Source organism: Microbacterium sp. Clip185 (assembly GCF_028743715.1).
Taxonomy (GTDB): Bacteria; Actinomycetota; Actinomycetes; order Actinomycetales; family Microbacteriaceae; genus Microbacterium.
This window is the reverse complement of record NZ_CP117996.1, coordinates 1188630-1206924: the sequence shown is the minus strand read 5'-3', so window position 1 is coordinate 1206924 and position 18295 is coordinate 1188630. Positions and strand designations below refer to the sequence as shown.

The window sequence follows — 18295 nt, the reverse complement described above, 5'->3', positions numbered from 1 at the left end:
CCGCGCCCCGCTCACGCGTTCTCGACGTCGAACAGCTCGCTCGCGCGGTGACGGTCCAGCGCCGCGCCGACCAGCCCGCGGAACAGCGGATGCGGAGCCGTCGGCCGCGAGCGAAGCTCGGGGTGAGCCTGGGTGGCGATGTAATACGGGTGCACGTCTCGCGGCAGCTCGACGTACTCGACGAGACCGAGGTCGGGGTTCAGCCCCGAGAAGACGAGACCGGCATCCGCGAGCTGCTCGCGGTACGCGTTGTTGACCTCATAGCGGTGGCGGTGGCGCTCGGAGGCGCGGTTCGATCCGTAGACCTCCGCGGCGATCGAGCCCTCGGCGAGGTCGGCGGGGTACAGCCCCAGTCGCATCGTGCCGCCCAGGTCGCCGTGGTCGAGGATGTCGACCTGCTCGGCCATCGTGGCGACGACGGGGTGCACGGTGTCGGGGTCGAACTCGCTCGAGGACGCACCCTCGAGGCCCGCCATCGTGCGGGCGTACTCGATGACCATGCACTGCAGGCCGAGGCAGATGCCGAGCGTGGGGATGCCCTGCTCGCGCGCGAAGCGCAGAGCACCGAGCTTGCCCTCGATGCCGCGGATGCCGAATCCGCCGGGCACGACGATGCCGTCGACGTCCGCGAGCGCGGCCGCAGCACCCTCCGGGGTCTCGCAGGTGTCGGAGGGGATCCACCGGATGTTGACGTGGGTCTCGTGCGCGAAGCCGCCGGCCTTCAACGCCTCGGTGACAGACAGGTAGGCGTCGGGAAGGTCGATGTACTTGCCGACGAGACCGATGGTGACGTCGTGCTTGGGGTTGTGCACGGCGTTGAGCACCTGCTGCCAGCGCGACCAGTCGACCTCCGCCGCCTTCTCGCTCAGCCCGAGCCGGCGCGCGATGTACGCGTCCAGGCCCTGCTCGTTGAGCGTGGAGGGGATGTCGTAGATGCTCGGCAGGTCGACGGTGTTGATGACGCCCTCGACGTCGACGTCGCACATCAGGGCGATCTTGCGCTTGTTGGCGTCCGTGACGGGACGGTCGCTGCGCAGCACCAGCGCGTCGGGCTGGATACCGATCGAGCGCAGAGCTGCGACCGAGTGCTGCGTCGGCTTGGTCTTCTGCTCACCCGACGCACCCATGAACGGCACGAGCGAGACGTGCACGAAGAACACGGTGTCGCGGCCGAGCTCGTGGCGCAGCTGACGTGCCGCCTCGAGGAACGGCTGGGACTCGATGTCGCCGACGGTGCCCCCGACCTCGGTGATGATCACGTCGGGTTTGGGCGACTCGCTGGCCTGCAGCCGCATCCGACGCTTGATCTCGTCGGTGATGTGCGGGATGACCTGCACCGTGTCGCCGAGGTACTCGCCGCGGCGCTCGCGGGCGATGACCTGCGAGTAGATCTGACCGGTCGTGACGTTGGCAGCCTGGCTCAGTTCGATGTCGAGGAAGCGCTCGTAGTGCCCGATGTCGAGGTCGGTCTCGGCGCCGTCGTCGGTGACGAAGACCTCGCCGTGCTGGAACGGGTTCATCGTTCCCGGGTCGACGTTCAGGTACGGGTCGAGCTTCTGCATCACGACGCGCAAGCCCCGAGCCGTGAGCAGATTGCCGAGACTGGCGGCGGTCAGGCCCTTGCCCAACGAGGAGACGACACCGCCCGTCACGAAGATGTGCTTGGTGGTGTCGTCGTTGTTCGTACCGTGGGAGAGGCCTGAGCCGGAAGAGTTCGTCACGGGCTTCTATCCTATCAGTGGGCGGGACCGGCGAGCGCGAGCAGCTCCCTCGCGTGGGTGAGTGCTGCGTCGGAGTCTGCCAAACCCGACAGCAGTCGCGCCATCTCCGCTTCACGTTCGGCCCCCGCGAGGCGTCTCACGCTCGACTGGGTGACGGAGCCGTCGTTCTGCTTCACGACGCTGAGGTGGTTCGTTGCGAACGCCGCGACCTGGGCGAGGTGGGTCACGACGATGACCTGCGATGTCTCGGCGAGGCGCGCCAGGCGCCGCCCCACTTCGATGGCGGCGGCGCCGCCGATTCCCGCATCCACCTCATCGAAGACGAACGTGGGCACCGGGTCGGTCGCGGCGATCACGACCTCGATCGCGAGCATGACGCGGCTGAGTTCTCCGCCCGACGCCCCCTTCGACACGGGCCGCGGAGCTGCGCCCGGATGCGGGGCGAGCAGGATCGCGATCTCGTCGCGTCCCGCGGCGGAGGCCGGGGCCTCGCTCACCTGGACGTCGACGCGGGCGTCGGGGAGGGCGAGGGCGTGAAGCTCCTCGGTGACGGCGGCTGCGAGCCGTCCCGCGGCCTCTCGGCGCGCCGCGGTGAGGGCGGCGGCCGCGGCGTCGAGACGCTCGACGACCTCCGCGCGTTCGGTGTTCAGCCGCTCGACGCGCGAATCGTCGTCATCGAGCTCGGCAAGACGGTCCGCTCCGTCGGCGGCGAGTGTCAGTGCGGCTTCCAGACTGCCGTGGGCGCGCACAAGCCCGGCGAGGATGCTGCGGCGCTCCTCGACCGCGGCGAGTTCCGCGGGCCCCGTCTCGTCGAGATCGGCCAGATACCCCGCGACGGTGCCGGCGAGATCCACGATCCGGTAGGAGATCTCGGCGGCCTGCTCGGCCATCGCCGCGACGGCGGGATCGGCGTCGGAGACGCGTTCCAGAGCGCGCCGCGCCTCGGCGACGAGCGTGGACGCGTCGGGCGCGTCCTGTTCGCTGGCGAGTGCCTCGTGCGCGAGGGCCGCGGCGGCGCGGAGCTCCTCCACGTTCGCGAGCAGCTCGGCGCGGGCTGCCAGCTGCACGTCCTCTCCCGGCTGCGGTGCTGCGGCGTCGATGTCGGCGAGATCCGCGCGCAACTGCTCCGCCTCGCGCGCGCGTTCGTCGCGGCGCTGCACCAGCTCGGCGAGCTCCGCATCCAGCGCCCTCACCCGCTCGTACGCGCCGCGGTACTCCTCGAGAGGCGCAGACACGCTCTGGCCCGCGTACCGGTCGAGGGCGTCGCGCTGGGCGGTGCCGGAGCGCAGGCGCAGTTGGTCGGACTGCCCGTGCACGGCCACGAGGAGATCGGCGAGATCGGTCAGAACGCCGACAGGCGCCGACCTGCCGCCGACCGTGGCACGGCTGCGCCCCTCGGCGCTGAGCGTGCGGCCGAGAAGGAGTTCGGCGCGGTCGTCGCCGATCGGGTCCAGGTCTCCGCCGGCCTCGCGCACGCGCTCGGCCGCCGGGCCTCCGGCATCCACCAGCCAGACGCCCTCGACGGCCGCGGCGGGTGCGCCCGAACGCACGACACCCGAGTCGGCACGCGCGCCCAGGAGCAGGCCGAGTCCGGTGACGACCATGGTCTTGCCCGCACCGGTCTCGCCGGTGATGGCGGTGAAGCCCGGCCCCATGGGCAGCGTCGCGTCGGCGATGACACCGAGCTCTCGCAGGCGCATCTCCTCGATCACGCGGTGACCTCTCCCGCCGGCCCCCGCCATCCGGTGACGGGCAGGTGGAATTTCTGCACCAGACGCTCGGTGAATGCCGGCGGATGCAGGCGCGCGAGACGCACCGGTTCCGTGGAGCGCCGGGCGACGACGCGCGCTCCCGGGGGCAGCTCGTGCGAGCGGCGGCCATCGCACCAGAGGATGCCGGTGCCGTGCGTCCGTGCCAGCACCTCGATCGCGACCGCAGCCTCTGGACCGACGACCAGCGGCTTCGCGAACAGCGCGTGAGCCGACAGCGGGACGACGGAGATGGCCTCGACCGTCGGCCAGATGATCGGGCCACCGGCGGAGAAGTTGTAGGCCGTCGATCCGGTGGGCGTCGCAATGACCACGCCGTCGCATCCGAAGCTCGACAGGGGGCGGCCGTCGATCTCCATGACGACCTCGAGCATCCGCTCGCGACTCGCCTTCTCGACCGTCGCCTCGTTCAAGGCCCAGGTGCTGTAGATGACCTGCCCTGAGGCGTCCTTGACCCGTACCGAGAGAGCGAGGCGTTCCTCGACCCGGTAGTCGCGGGCGATGACTCGCGCGACCGCCTCGTCCATGTCGTCGCGCTCGCTCTCGGCGAGAAAGCCCACGTGGCCCATATTGATCCCGAGCACCGGCGCGGTGCCGTTGCGCACCATCTCGGCCGCGCGCAGGATTGTTCCGTCGCCGCCCAGCACGATCGCGAGCTCGATCTCGTGCAGGGGCACATCGACGCCCAGCACGGCGAGATCGGCGCAGCGCGGCAGCACTTCGGCGAGCTCGTCGCGATCGTCTTCGGCCAGCACCGGAGTGGCGCCCGCGGCGCGCAGGGCCGAGATCACACGATCGGCCGCCTCGACGGTGTCTGCGCGGCGCGCGTGGGCCACCACGAGGATGTGGCGCGGATCGGTCATCGCACTCCCGTCAGCTCGGTCACAGTGCTCTCCCATTCTGACGGAATGCGCCCGCCGGTGCGGCCCAGGTGCACGAGATACTCCTGGTTGCCGTGGGTTCCCACCACGGGAGAAGCGATCAGTCCCGCCGTCTGCAGGCCCGCATCCCACGCCTGCCAGAGGACGGTCGAGATCGATTCGGCACGCTGCGCCGGATCCGTGACGAGTCCTCCGCGCACGGCGGTGCGGCCCACCTCGAATTGCGGCTTGATGAGCAGCACGATGTCGCTCGTGTCGGTGACGATCGAGCGCACGGGCTCGAGCACATGCGACAGCGAGATGAAGGACAGATCGCCCGTGACGACCTCGGGTGTGTAGGTCATCCCCGCGGCGGCGGCGAGGGTGGACGGGTCCATGAAGCGGACGTTGAATCCTTCGACGGCGATCACACCGGCGTCCTGGCGCACACTGTCGGCGAGCTGATCGTGCCCCACGTCGACCGCGAGCACAGGCTCGGCGCCGCGCTCGCGGAGCACCTGCGTGAATCCCCCGGTGCTGGCCCCCATGTCCAGCGCCGCGCGTCCGGCGACGTCGATCGAGAACGCGTCGAGGGCGGCGAGCAGCTTGTGGGCGGCCCGGCTCACGTAATGGTCGGAGGCGGCCACGGCGATCTCGGCGGATTCGGCGACCCGATGCGAGGGCTTGACCACGGCAGTGCCGTCGACCGAGACGAGCCCCTGGGCGATCAGGGTCGCGGCGTGGGTACGAGAGCGCGCGAGCCCGCGCGCGGCGACAGCGGCATCGAGGCGCTCGGTCATCCGGCGAGCGGCCCGGAGTCCAGGCGGCGAGCGATGTCGTCGAGCAGCACCGCGTAGGCGGCGGCACGATCGCCGAGGGGCTGCTGCTCGATCACCTCGAGTGCGGGCAGCAGATCATCGGCCGGCTCCGTGGGTTCTGCGTGCATCACCCCAGGATACGACTCACCCTGTGGGCGAGCGGTGCGTCACGGCCGATGGAACGGATCCGCGTACAGCTCCTCCGGCACGCGGAACCCGAAGATCGCTCGCCCCGTCGACCAGATCGCCGCAGCTCCCGCACGCACGAGGTCGATCGGACGCGAACCCGCGGACAGGATGCGCAGATCCGCGCCGTCCACCGCGACGCGCGCGTCGCCCACGATCGTCACGTCACCCTTGACCTTGGTCTGGGGGTACGGCTCGTGCAGCTCGCGGAGGTCACTGAGGATGAAGTCGGGACGCGAGGTCGACGGAGCCGCGAGGACGTGCTTGGGCCGATCGATGCCGGTGAGCACGAGCGCCGAGGGGATGCCGGCGGCCTGCGCACCCGCGATATCGGTGTCCAGGCGGTCGCCGATGAAGAGCGCGCGGCGCGCGTCGAACCGGGCGAGCGCCTCCTCGAAGATCGGCGTCTCGGGCTTGCCCGCGACGACAGCGAGCCTTCCGATGGCGGTGTGGACCGCGGAGACGAGCGTGCCGTTTCCCGGTGCGATGCCCCGTGCCTGCGGAATAGTCCAGTCGGTGTTGGTGGCGATCCACGGGATGCCGCCCTCGTCCTCGGGCGTCTTCAGCGCGAATGCGGCCTCGGCCAGGTCGGCCCATCCCACGTGCGGCGCGAAGCCCTGCACGACGGCTGCCGGGTTGTCCTCGGCAGAGCGGGTGACGACGAAGCCGGCCTTCTCGAGCTCGACGACGAGGCCTTCTCCCCCCACCACGAGGATCGTCGCGCCAGCGGGAACACGGGTGCGCAGCAGCCGCACGGCGGCCTGCGGGCTCGTGACCACATCCTCAGGCGTCACCGTCAGGCCGAGTTCGGTCAGGTGAGCGGCGACACTGGCGTCGGTGCGCGACGCGTTGTTGGTGATGAAGCCGAGACGCCGCGTCGCCGCGACCGAGTTCAGCGCATCGACGGCGTACGGCAGCGCACCCGCACCGGCGTACACGACACCATCGAGGTCGGCGAGAACGGTGTCCACACCCTCCAGCGGCGTGGGCGCGGAGCGAGAGAACAGTGCCATCAACGCTCCTCGTCCTCGTCGTCCTCCGCGGTCGACGCGGTCTGTGCGTCGGCGGCCGCATCCGCGGCAGCGAGAAGCTCCTCGACCTCCGCAGCGATCGAGTAGTCGTCCTCGTCGTCGTGGTCCGCGTCGTCCGCCTCGACGGCATCGTCCGTCTCGGCGACATCTGCTGCGATGGGCGCATCGGAGTCTTCGGCGAACTCCTCGTCGAAGATCTCCTCCACGAAGATCTCCTCATCCGAACCGTTGCCCGCGGCCTCGTCGAGCGCTTCGGCCGCGATGTCGGCGCGTCGCGCCCACTCGGCAGCTTCGTCGTCGCGTCCGAGCTCTTCGAGCACGGCGGCGCGGGCAGCGAAGAGCGCGGGGCTCCACTCGAAGGCGCGATCGGGGTCGAGCTCGGGGATGTCCAGTTCGGCGAGAGCCCGCTCGGTCTCTCCAAGGTCCAGGCGTGCACCGGAGAGCGCGATCGCGAGGGAAACGCGCACCGCGACCGGCAGCGTGTTTCGATCGACGGCACGACCGACCTCGATAGCACGGTCGGGTCGGCCGACGCCGCGCTCGCTGTCCACCATGAGGGCGATCTGGTCCTCGTTGCCGGAGATCCGACGGTAGGTACGCAGTTCGCGCAGTGCGAGGGCGTAATCGCCGGTCGCGTAGGCGGTGATGGCGACGCTCTCGCGCACGACCGCGATGCGGCCGGCACGGCGCGAGGCCGCGAGTGCGTGCTCGTGCGCGCGCTGCGGATCGTCGTCGATCAGACGTCCGGCCATCACGAGGTGGCGGGCGACCTCCTCGGCGTTCTCCTTGCTGAGCGTCTTCAGCTCGTTGCGTGCGCTCGGGTGCAGGTCCCGAGCAGTGATCTCCTCGGGAACCTCCGGCTCCGCGACCTTGGCCGCACGCATCGCGTCGGACTGCGGCGGGCGCGACGATCGGTCGGAACCGCCCCGATACGAACGGTCATCCCTTTCGCGGGGACGAGAAGGCCGATCGCCGCCCTCACGGGGACGGTACGTGCGATCACCGTCACGGCGCGGACGCTCGAACGACTGCCCATCCTGACGCGGGCGGTACGGACGGTCCCCGCCCTCACGCGGGCGGTACGGGCGGTCGCCATCCTGACGCGGGCGGTACGGGCGGTCGCCTCCCTCACGCGGGCGATAGGGACGGTCACCATCCTGACGCGGGCGGTACGGGCGGTCGCCTCCCTCACGCGGGCGATAGGGACGGTCACCATCCTGGCGGGGACGGTGCGGGCGGTCGCCACCCTCACGGGGACGGCCCGAGCCCTGACCATCGGAACGCGGACGGTACGGGCGGTCGCCACCCTCACGCGGGCGATAGGGACGGTCGCCGTCGCGGCGCGGACGCTCCGACTGGGCGCCATCGCGGGGACGGTAAGGACGGTCTCCACCCTCACGGGGACGGTACGGGCGGTCGCCATCGCGACGCGGCCGGTCAGAGCCCTGCCCGTCCTGACGCGGACGGTAGGGCCGGTCGCCATCCCGAGGCGGACGCTCCGACTGGGCGCCATCGCGGGGACGGTAAAGACGGTCGCCGTCGCGACGCGGTCGATCCGAACCCTGCCCGTCCTGACGCGGACGGTAAGGGCGGTCGCCCTCCTGACGAGGGCGGTACGGGCGGTCGCCCTCCTCACGCGGGCCGTACGGGCGATCGCCATCGCGACGCGGACGATCCGAACCCTGGCCGTCCTGACGCGGACGGTACGGGCGATCGCCGCCCTGGCGCGGACGATCTCCGCCGCGGGCGCGCGAAGAATCCCGACGCTGCTCGTTGTCGTCGTTGTTCGTCATTCGCTCTCTCCTCGCGACGTAAACCCCTGGAAAAACAGAAATGGCCACCCAGCTTTGGGTGGCCATTTCTAAAAGGAGTCCGGCGGTGTCCTACTCTCCCACAGGGTCCCCCCTGCAGTACCATCGGCGCTGAGAGGCTTAGCTTCCGGGTTCGGAATGGGACCGGGCGTTTCCCTCTCGCTATGGCCGCCGAAACACTATTGATGTTTCAAGTCATGCACACAACAAAAGAATGTTGGTGCGGTTCTCGACCGTACATCGAGAACCACTCAGTGGACGCAAGCAACTTCAGTTCAAACGGAAGTGTTATCAAGTCATCGGCTTATTAGTACCAGTCAGCTGCACGCATTACTGCGCTTCCACATCTGGCCTATCAACCCAGTAGTCTGGCTGGGAGCCTCTCACCCGAAGGTATGGAAGTCTCATCTTGAGGCCGGCTTCCCGCTTAGATGCTTTCAGCGGTTATCCATCCCGAACGTAGCTAATCAGCGGTGCTCCTGGCGGAACAACTGACACACCAGAGGTTCGTCCAACCCGGTCCTCTCGTACTAGGGTCAGATCCTCTCAAACTTCCTACGCGCGCAGCGGATAGGGACCGAACTGTCTCACGACGTTCTAAACCCAGCTCGCGTACCGCTTTAATGGGCGAACAGCCCAACCCTTGGGACCTACTCCAGCCCCAGGATGCGACGAGCCGACATCGAGGTGCCAAACCATGCCGTCGATATGGACTCTTGGGCAAGATCAGCCTGTTATCCCCGAGGTACCTTTTATCCGTTGAGCGACAGCGCTTCCACAAGCCACTGCCGGATCACTAGTCCCGACTTTCGTCCCTGCTCGACCTGTCAGTCTCACAGTCAAGCTCCCTTGTGCACTTACACTCGCCACCTGATTGCCAACCAGGTTGAGGGAACCTTTGGGCGCCTCCGTTACTTTTTGGGAGGCAACCGCCCCAGTTAAACTACCCACCAGGCACTGTCCCTGAACCGGATTACGGTTCGAAGTTAGATATCCAGAGTGACCAGAGTGGTATTTCAACAATGACTCCACAAACACTGGCGTGTCTGCTTCACAGTCTCCCACCTATCCTACACAAGCCACACCGAACACCAATACCAAGCTGTAGTAAAGGTCACGGGGTCTTTCCGTCCTGCTGCGCGTAACGAGCATCTTTACTCGTAATGCAATTTCGCCGAGTTCGCGGTTGAGACAGTTGGGAAGTCGTTACGCCATTCGTGCAGGTCGGAACTTACCCGACAAGGAATTTCGCTACCTTAGGATGGTTATAGTTACCACCGCCGTTTACTGGGGCTTAAATTCGCAGCTTCGCTTACGCTAACCGCTCCTCTTAACCTTCCAGCACCGGGCAGGCGTCAGTCCGTATACATCGTCTTGCGACTTGGCACGGACCTGTGTTTTTAGTAAACAGTCGCTACCCACTAGTCTCTGCGGCCACCACACCCTTTTCCAGGCAAGCTGGTATAAGTGGATGGCCCCCCTTCTCCCGAAGTTACGGGGGCATTTTGCCGAGTTCCTTAACCACGATTCTCTCGATCTCCTTGGTATTCTCTACCTGACCACCTGAGTCGGTTTGGGGTACGGGCAGCTAGAACCTCGCGTCGATGCTTTTCTCGGCAGCATAGGATCACCCACTTTTTATCCGCATCGTGTCTCAGCCGAACGAGTCGCGGATTTGCCTACGACTCAGCCTACGCACTTGCCCCGGGACAACCATCGCCCGGGTTGGGCTACCTTCCTGCGTCACACCTGTTAATACGCTAACCGCACCAGCATGGGGTCGAGCGTTCACCAAGACGGCATCACCCCGAAGGGATCCACACATTCCTGGCTAGGACTCTTAGCACCACTGGATTAGCTTGGGCGGTTCTTCGCCGGTACGGGAATATCAACCCGTTGTCCATCGACTACGCCTGTCGGCCTCGCCTTAGGTCCCGACTTACCCAGGGAAGATTAGCTTGACCCTGGAACCCTTGGTCTTTCGGAGGACGTGTTTCTCACACGTCTTTCGCTACTCATGCCTGCATTCTCACTCGTGTAGCCTCCACGGCTGGTTCACACCGCCGCTTCGCTGGCCACACGACGCTCTCCTACCCATCAACACGGCTGGACCACGAAGGCCTACCAATAATGTCAATGCCACAACTTCGGTGGCGTGCTTGAGCCCCGTTACATTGTCGGCGCGGAATCACTTGACCAGTGAGCTATTACGCACTCTTTCAAGGGTGGCTGCTTCTAAGCCAACCTCCTGGTTGTCACAGCAACTCCACATCCTTTCCCACTTAGCACGCGCTTAGGGACCTTAGTTGGTGGTCTGGGTTGTTTCCCTCTCGACTATGAAGCTTATCCCCCACAGTCTCACTGCTGCGCTCTCACTTACCGGCATTCGGAGTTTGGCTGACGTCAGTAACCTTGTAGGGCCCATCGGCCATCCAGTAGCTCTACCTCCGGCAAGAAACACGCAACGCTGCACCTAAATGCATTTCGGAGAGAACCAGCTATCACGAAGTTTGATTGGCCTTTCACCCCTATCCACAGCTCATCCCCTCAGTTTTCAACCTAAGTGGGTTCGGTCCTCCACGACGTCTTACCGTCGCTTCAACCTGGCCATGGATAGATCACTTCGCTTCGGGTCTAGGACACGCGACTGAATCGCCCTATTCAGACTCGCTTTCGCTACGGCTACCCCACACGGGTTAACCTCGCCACGTATCGCTAACTCGCAGGCTCATTCTTCAAAAGGCACGCTGTCACCCCTACTAAGGAGGCTCCAACGGTTTGTAAGCAAACGGTTTCAGGTACTATTTCACTCCCCTCCCGGGGTACTTTTCACCTTTCCCTCACGGTACTTGTCCGCTATCGGTCATCTGGGAGTATTTAGGCTTATCAGGTGGTCCTGACAGATTCACACGGGATTTCTCGGGCCCCGTGCTACTTGGGATACTCTCCACGCCAGAACACGCATTTCGACTACGGGGCTGGCACCCACTATGGCTGGCCTTTCAAGACCATTCGTCTATACGCTTCTGTCACGTCGATCACCCGGCAGGATGATCAAGAAAGTCCCACAACCCCCAACGTGCAACGCCTGCCGGCTATCACACACGCTAGGTTTAGCCTCTTCCGATTTCGCTCGCCACTACTCACGGAATCACGGTTGTTTTCTCTTCCTGTGGGTACTGAGATGTTTCACTTCCCCACGTTCCCTCTACCCGCCCTATATATTCAGGCGGGAGTCACTAGGTCGGCACGCCGCCCAGCGGGGTTTCCCCATTCGGAGACCCTCGGATCAAAGTGTGCTTATCCACTCCCCGAGGCTTATCGCAGATTGCTACGTCCTTCTTCGGCTCCAGATGCCAAGGCATCCACCGTTTGCTCTTAAAGACTTGAAATCACATGAGTTTGAATCGTCAACTCGAAAATTGACTAAATGATCTAAAAAAGATCACCTGTGAAATGAATCCGAAGATTCATCTCTAAGATGCTCGCGTCCACTGTGTAGTTCTCAAAGTACGGGCGGTACCAACCCCCACTGCACAAGCAGCAGAAGAAGGCCCAGAGGTACAGCTGCAACCCAAAAAGAGTCACACCCGGTCCCTCAGGACCCAACAGCGTGCACGCCCTCACCCAAGAACCCAGCCCCGTTCCAAACCCGAAGGTCGTACTAGAAACCAGAAACTCACATGAGAGCCTCGTCAAATGTTCCACCCATGAGCACCCTGCAGAGACATTCGCTCTGATCAGGGGCCTGGACACCGAAGTGCCAGATGCTCCTTAGAAAGGAGGTGATCCAGCCGCACCTTCCGGTACGGCTACCTTGTTACGACTTAGTCCTAATTACCGATCCCACCTTCGACGGCTCCCTCCACAAGGGTTAGGCCACCGGCTTCAGGTGTTACCGACTTTCATGACTTGACGGGCGGTGTGTACAAGACCCGGGAACGTATTCACCGCAGCGTTGCTGATCTGCGATTACTAGCGACTCCGACTTCATGAGGTCGAGTTGCAGACCTCAATCCGAACTGGGACCGGCTTTTTGGGATTCGCTCCACCTCACGGTATTGCAGCCCTTTGTACCGGCCATTGTAGCATGCGTGAAGCCCAAGACATAAGGGGCATGATGATTTGACGTCATCCCCACCTTCCTCCGAGTTGACCCCGGCAGTATCCCATGAGTTCCCACCATTACGTGCTGGCAACATAGAACGAGGGTTGCGCTCGTTGCGGGACTTAACCCAACATCTCACGACACGAGCTGACGACAACCATGCACCACCTGTATACGAGTGTCCAAAGAGTTCTACATTTCTGCAGCGTTCCCGTATATGTCAAGCCTTGGTAAGGTTCTTCGCGTTGCATCGAATTAATCCGCATGCTCCGCCGCTTGTGCGGGTCCCCGTCAATTCCTTTGAGTTTTAGCCTTGCGGCCGTACTCCCCAGGCGGGGAACTTAATGCGTTAGCTGCGTCACGGAAACCGTGGAATGGTCCCCACAACTAGTTCCCAACGTTTACGGGGTGGACTACCAGGGTATCTAAGCCTGTTTGCTCCCCACCCTTTCGCTCCTCAGCGTCAGTTACGGCCCAGAGATCTGCCTTCGCCATCGGTGTTCCTCCTGATATCTGCGCATTCCACCGCTACACCAGGAATTCCAATCTCCCCTACCGCACTCTAGTCTGCCCGTACCCACTGCAGGCTGGAGGTTGAGCCTCCAGTTTTCACAGCAGACGCGACAAACCGCCTACGAGCTCTTTACGCCCAATAATTCCGGATAACGCTTGCGCCCTACGTATTACCGCGGCTGCTGGCACGTAGTTAGCCGGCGCTTTTTCTGCAAGTACCGTCACTTTCGCTTCTTCCTTGCTAAAAGAGGTTTACAACCCGAAGGCCGTCATCCCTCACGCGGCGTTGCTGCATCAGGCTTTCGCCCATTGTGCAATATTCCCCACTGCTGCCTCCCGTAGGAGTCTGGGCCGTGTCTCAGTCCCAGTGTGGCCGGTCACCCTCTCAGGCCGGCTACCCGTCGACGCCTTGGTGAGCCATTACCTCACCAACAAGCTGATAGGCCGCGAGCCCATCCTGAACCAAAAAATCTTTCCAAACGTTGACCATGCGGCCACGTCTCGTATCCAGTATTAGACGCCGTTTCCAGCGCTTATCCCAGAGTCCAGGGCAGGTTGCTCACGTGTTACTCACCCGTTCGCCACTGATCCACAGAGCAAGCTCTGCTTCACCGTTCGACTTGCATGTGTTAAGCACGCCGCCAGCGTTCATCCTGAGCCAGGATCAAACTCTCCGTAAAAGAAAAATGCATACACACAACGGAAAAAGAAGTGCGCAGCGAGTTTGAACTGACCAAAAGGATGCCATTACTGACAATCCATAACGCCAACCCCAAAGGGTTGGACTTGATCCAAAGGAATCTCACCCAGCCGAAGCTGGAACGAGGTTATTTGGCATTTGACAAGTGCACGCTGTTGAGTTCTCAAGGAACGGATGCTCCCACCATCGGACCTCTCGGTCGTCACCATGGGGCAACTATTCGTTTTCCCCGACTCGGTGTCAGATCGGCGCTTCGCTCTTGACAGAGCAGTGGTCCCAAGATCTGACTCGTGGAGTTCGGGATCCTCATCCTACTCGCATCTGCGACAAGATCTCAAGTTGAGATCTTCAGGATGAGGGGTGGTTCTCCGCTTGAGGGGGCGCCGGGCCTTTCGGCCTCTCCGCTCTTCCCTGTGGGGCGAACAAGTAATAAGTTACGTGGGTTCCGGGCATCTGCCAACTCGAGCGCACACCCCGGGCGTGTCGCGCGCCGTTGCGCGGCTTCGGGCGGGGATCACTCCCCCGTCAGGTACTCGATCGCTGCCGCACGGAACACGCGTGAGCCCGGGGCGTTGAAGTGGTGCCGGTCCGGGATCTCCAGGAACGTGCCGTGCGGCGTCGCCGCGGCAAGGGCCCGCGAGCCCTCGATGATCGCATCCTGCGTCCCTGTGGCGAACAGCACCGGCTGCGTCGGAGCCGACGCCGGGTCGGGGTCCGCCGTGCCCGACGAGCGCAGCCCCTGCGCGATGGCCCAGAGCGCGCGCAGATCATTGCCCGGCACCCGCTCGGTGAGGGCGATGTAGTTCTGCGTGACGCGGTCGGTGACGGGTGTTCCGTCCTGGATGAGGGCACTCACCTGATCCAGGTCCAGTCTCGCAAGCGGGACCCCGTCCGGAACACCGCCCAGCACCGCCCGGAGCACTCGTTCGGGGAGATCGTGGAGCACCTCCCACCCCACCCGGGCACCCAGCGAGTAGCCCACGTACACCGCATCGTCGATCAGGTACGTGTCCATGACCGCCTCGACGTCGCGGGCGAGCTCACGAAGGTCGTAGTCGCGCGCCTCGTGAGGCTTGTCGCTCGCTCCGTGTCCGCGTTGGTCCAGACCGACCACGCGGAACCCCGCACGCTGCAGATCGCGCACCCACCCGGTGCTGACCCAGTTGTCGCGTGTGCTCGAGGCGAACCCGTGCACGACCACCGCAGTAGGCGCGTCCGGCTCGCCCCAGGAGTATGTGGCGATGCGATGCCCCTCTCCCACCATCACGTAGCGGGGCTCGGGCATCTCGGTCAGGGCGGGCAGCGCAGCGGTCACCCCTCGATTCTGCTCCTCATCGCACCACAGTGCCGCGCGCGCGGCGCCAGACGACGATCGCGCACAGCACGAGGGTGCCCAGAGCCCACACCGCGCAGGCCGGCGGGAGTACGCGATAGGCCAGATGGGCGATCGTGAACTCGGGTGTGAGCGGACCGTACGCCGCGAGGCCGATCACCCAGGCCGTGATGAGGAGGATGGGAAGGGCGGCGATCCACACGACGCCCACCCATCGAGGGGTCCGCGACACGTGCGGGGCACGGGGACGACGCCGCAACCACAGCAATGCCCACACCGCGATGATCGCGAGGCCGAGCGCGCTGGAGCCGTGCTGGAGCCACTTGATGCCGATGAGGGGTCCCCAGGGCTCCTCCAGCGCCGGGAAGATGTCCGAACCCAGCCGCCCCTCGTGCGTGAACGCGTCCCAGGCGATGTGGCTGGCGACGCCGATCGCGAGCGAAGCGACCAGCAGCAGAACGGTCGCCGCCGATGCGCCGAATGTCTCCCGCCAGATCGTGCGCACCGGCGCATCCCACGCGGCAGGCAGACGCTGCGCGATCGGTCCCGGCGCGAGCTCCCGCGCGGCCGGGCGTAACAGCGACCGCCACAGCAGCAGCAGCACGAGCGCCACCAGCGCCGTCACCGGGAGCCATCGCACATCGTGTGTGAGCCCGTACGTCATGGGGAGCCCCCGCACGAACAGCGGCAGATCCGGTGTCATCGCCCCCACCGCGATCGCCGCGGGAACGAGCGGCGTCCGCACGAACGGCAACGCGACGACCGCGTGGCTCGGGGTGAACGGCATGGGTCAGACCCGCGGAACGAGTCCCGCGAGTGTCTTCTTGCCGCGGCGGATGATCGACACCCCGCCGGGCAGCCCGCCGCGGATCGTCGCAGACTCGTCGGCGACGCGTTCCCCGTCGAGGCTCACCCCGCCCTGCGCGACGGCGCGACGCGCCTCGCTCAGCGAGGAGACCAGCCCTGTGGCAACAAGGGCCTGCGCCACGGTCATGTCCGGCTCTATCGCAGCGTTCGGCAGCTCGTCGATCGCGGCGCGCAGCGTCGCCGCGTCCAGTGCGGTCAGATCGCCCTGCCCGAACAGCGCCTCGGATGCGGCGACGACCGCCTCCGCGGCCTCGAGTCCGTGCACGAGTGCCGTGACCTCCAGCGCGAGGCGCTTCTGCGACGCCCGGCGGAACGGCTCGGCCCGTACCTGCTCGGCGTACCCGTCGATCTCCTCGCGCGTGAGGAACGTGAACACCTTGAGACGGTCGATCACGTCGGCGTCGTCCGTGTTGAGCCAGAACTGGTACATGCGGTAAGGACTGCACATCTCGGCATCCAGCCAGACCGCGTTGCCCTCGCTCTTGCCGAACTTCGTGCCGTCGCTGTTGGTGATCAGCGGCGTTCCGATCGCGTGCACCGAGACACCTTCGACACGGTGGATGAGGTCGGTACCGCTGGTGAGGTTGCCCCACTGGTCGGATCCGCCCGTCTGCAGGACGCAGCCATACTGGCGGTAGAGCTCCAGGTAGTCGAGCCCCTGCAGGATCTGGTAGCTGAACTCCGTGTAGCTGATGCCCGCCTCGGAGTTCAGACGCGCGCTGACCGCATCCTTCTTGAGCATCGTGCCGACACGGAAGTGCTTGCCGACCTCGCGGAGGAAATCGATCGCCGACAGCGGTGCGGTCCAGTCGAGGTTGTTGACGATGCGCGCTGCGTTCTCGCCGTCAAAGCTGAGGAAGCGCTCGACCTGCGCGCGTAGCCGGAGAACCCACTCTTCGACGGTCTCGCGGGTGTTGAGCGTGCGCTCGGCCGACGGGCGCGGGTCTCCGATGAGTCCGGTGGATCCTCCGACCAGGCCGAGCGGGCGATGGCCCGCGAGCTGCAGCCGGCGCATGACGATCAGCTGCACGAGGTTGCCGAGGTGCAGGCTCGGTGCCGTGGGGTCGAAGCCGCAGTAATAGGTGATCGGCCCCTCGCCCAGCGCGGCGCGCAGCGCCTCGGGATCAGTGGACACATGCACGGAGCCGCGCCAGACCAGTTCGTCCCACACGTTCGAGAACGAGGGGTCGTTGGCGGGGGCGGTCGCGCTCACAACGGGCGTAGACACGCCTGCCAGCGTAGCAACTGGCCGGGGCTGCGCAGCCTCCCGGCGCGGGAGCACAGCCGACGTCGGGGGCGGCTGGGACACTTGCTCCATGTTCGCGCTCTCCCCCGAGCTGATCGTCGCCGGCGTCACGAGCCTCGCGCTGCTGCTCGCCCTGTCGGCGGCTCTGATCCTGGTGCTCGTCGCACGCCGCCGCCGCGCTGACGGCGCACTCGCCGTCGCCACGGGGCTCGTGCTCGTCGCCCTGGTGAGCGTCGTCGTGCTCCCCGTGGAGCTCCCGCTGGTGGTCGGGCTCCCCCTCGCCCTGCTCGCAACGGCCCTCGCTGTGGCAGGCGGTGACCCCGTCACACGTCGCATCCTCGACATCGCCACGCACGGTCAGGTGCGCGAAGGGGACGCGGGCGGGATCCTCGTGTTCCGGTCGCGCGCCGGCGAAGGCACAGAGCCTGGGCTCGAGGAAGTGCTGCGCGGCGGCACCACGATCGGTTACCTCGAGCGACTCGCGGTCGTGCTCTCGCTGCTGGCGGGGTTCCCGGAGGCGATCGCCGTCGTCGTGGCGATCAAGGGCATCGGACGATTCTCCGAACTCGCCACCTCGGCTGCACGCGAGCGCTTCATCGTCGGGACACTCGCCAGTCTGCTGTGGGCGGGAGCGGTCGGCGCCCTCGCGCGCCTCGCGATCTTCTGACGCGGCTCATCGACGCCACTGCGCGAAGCCCTCGACGATGCCTGCAGCTCCGGATGCCGTCAGCAGCTGCGACACCGCGGATTGAGTGATCTGCTCGCGCGTCGCCAGCTCTCGCTGCGTGAGACCCATGCAGCGTCCGTAGACCAGACGGCGCGCCCGCTCCCCCATCGCGCTCACGAGCTCGTCGCGTGCCCAGACGTACGCGTTCGCCAGGCGCACCTGCTCGTGGACTGCCGCATCCTCGTCCTCCGCGGCCTCGATCCAGGTGCGTGCTGCCGGCATCGCGCGCACCTGCTTGGCGTGCAAGGTGTCGATCGCGGCGCGCGCGGCCCACCACGCGGGACCCTCGGCGAGTTCGCCCGCTCCCGCGTCCACCGTGTAGACGTCGCCGACACCGACGCCGAACCGGCATTCGAGGCCGTCCGGGAGCGCGAGTTCGAGCAGCAGGATGCCGGCCAGAGCCGCGCTGAGGTCGGGGTACTCCCCCTGGAACTCGTCGCCCACGGTCGCGGTCAGCATCCGATCGGCCAGCGGCAGATCCGACTCGACCGACGCGAAGACGGCCTCGATGCGTCGCTGAGCATCGGCGCGGTCCGGGAGCGAGCGCGAACCGATGATGTCCGCGGTGACGACGGTAGCCATGGTGGGATAATAAGCCAATAGCT

The 18295-nt window shown here is 65.5% G+C and carries 13 protein-coding genes and 3 rRNA genes; 2 read left to right on the top strand and 14 right to left on the bottom strand.

The window, feature by feature from the left end:
* Window positions 1–11 precede the first annotated feature (11 nt).
* From PQV94_RS05695 to PQV94_RS05665, 7 genes are read right to left on the bottom strand one after another with little or no spacing between them, the layout of a single operon-like run.
* Window positions 12–1721, bottom strand: a complete 1710-nt coding sequence (locus PQV94_RS05695; RefSeq protein WP_274287809.1) for a CTP synthase — start codon at window positions 1719–1721, stop codon at window positions 12–14.
* Between the two features lie 14 nt (window positions 1722–1735).
* Window positions 1736–3433, bottom strand: a complete 1698-nt coding sequence (gene recN, locus PQV94_RS05690; protein ID WP_274287808.1) for a DNA repair protein RecN — start codon at window positions 3431–3433, stop codon at window positions 1736–1738.
* Complete coding sequence (locus PQV94_RS05685) at window positions 3430–4353, bottom strand: NAD kinase (protein ID WP_274287807.1); 924 nt, start codon at window positions 4351–4353, stop codon at window positions 3430–3432. Before PQV94_RS05685 ends, recN begins: the two co-directional genes overlap by 4 nt.
* Window positions 4350–5150, bottom strand: coding sequence for a TlyA family RNA methyltransferase (locus tag PQV94_RS05680; protein ID WP_274287806.1), 801 nt, complete (start codon window positions 5148–5150; stop codon window positions 4350–4352). Before PQV94_RS05680 ends, PQV94_RS05685 begins: the two co-directional genes overlap by 4 nt.
* Window positions 5147–5296 (bottom strand): hypothetical protein, encoded by a 150-nt coding sequence (locus PQV94_RS05675; RefSeq protein WP_274287805.1) that lies wholly within the window; start codon window positions 5294–5296, stop codon window positions 5147–5149. The genes PQV94_RS05680 and PQV94_RS05675 overlap by 4 nt, the downstream gene beginning before the upstream one ends.
* Window positions 5297–5335: 39 nt before the next feature.
* Window positions 5336–6367, bottom strand: a complete 1032-nt coding sequence (locus PQV94_RS05670) for an HAD-IIA family hydrolase (protein ID WP_274287804.1) — start codon at window positions 6365–6367, stop codon at window positions 5336–5338.
* On the bottom strand, window positions 6367–7269 hold the full coding sequence (locus tag PQV94_RS05665; RefSeq protein ID WP_274287803.1) for a hypothetical protein: 903 nt from the start codon (window positions 7267–7269) through the stop codon (window positions 6367–6369). Before PQV94_RS05665 ends, PQV94_RS05670 begins: the two co-directional genes overlap by 1 nt.
* On the opposite strand from PQV94_RS05665, the gene PQV94_RS05660 reads away from it, so the two are divergent.
* A complete protein-coding gene (locus tag PQV94_RS05660) occupies window positions 7207–8250 on the top strand; it encodes a hypothetical protein (protein WP_274287802.1) in 1044 nt (347 codons plus the stop codon). The genes PQV94_RS05665 and PQV94_RS05660 overlap by 63 nt on opposite strands.
* A 5-nt stretch (window positions 8251–8255) precedes the next feature.
* Here the strand turns inward: PQV94_RS05660 and rrf are convergent.
* The 6 genes from rrf to tyrS form a co-directional block, all read right to left on the bottom strand.
* A 5S ribosomal RNA gene (gene rrf, locus PQV94_RS05655) occupies window positions 8256–8372 on the bottom strand.
* A gap of 111 nt (window positions 8373–8483) precedes the next feature.
* Window positions 8484–11588: ribosomal RNA gene (locus PQV94_RS05650) — 23S ribosomal RNA — on the bottom strand.
* A 386-nt stretch (window positions 11589–11974) separates the two neighbouring features.
* A 16S ribosomal RNA gene (locus tag PQV94_RS05645) occupies window positions 11975–13497 on the bottom strand.
* The 16S, 23S and 5S rRNA genes sit together here, the layout of an rRNA operon.
* Window positions 13498–14031: 534 nt before the next feature.
* Window positions 14032–14832, bottom strand: coding sequence for an alpha/beta fold hydrolase (locus PQV94_RS05640; RefSeq protein WP_274287801.1), 801 nt, complete (start codon window positions 14830–14832; stop codon window positions 14032–14034).
* Between the two features lie 16 nt (window positions 14833–14848).
* A complete protein-coding gene (locus PQV94_RS05635; RefSeq protein WP_274287800.1) occupies window positions 14849–15637 on the bottom strand; it encodes a DUF4184 family protein in 789 nt (262 codons plus the stop codon).
* A gap of 3 nt (window positions 15638–15640) precedes the next feature.
* Complete coding sequence (gene tyrS / locus PQV94_RS05630) at window positions 15641–16930, bottom strand: tyrosine--tRNA ligase (protein ID WP_443192719.1); 1290 nt, start codon at window positions 16928–16930, stop codon at window positions 15641–15643.
* 103 nt (window positions 16931–17033) lie between these two features.
* Between tyrS and PQV94_RS05625 the strand changes: the two genes are divergently transcribed.
* Window positions 17034–17630, top strand: a complete 597-nt coding sequence (locus PQV94_RS05625; RefSeq protein ID WP_274287798.1) for a hypothetical protein — start codon at window positions 17034–17036, stop codon at window positions 17628–17630.
* A gap of 6 nt (window positions 17631–17636) precedes the next feature.
* On the opposite strand, the gene PQV94_RS05620 is transcribed toward PQV94_RS05625, so the two are convergent.
* Window positions 17637–18272: a SatD family protein gene (locus PQV94_RS05620; RefSeq protein WP_274287797.1), complete on the bottom strand. Its 636-nt coding sequence runs from the start codon at window positions 18270–18272 to the stop codon at window positions 17637–17639.
* Window positions 18273–18295 lie beyond the last annotated feature (23 nt).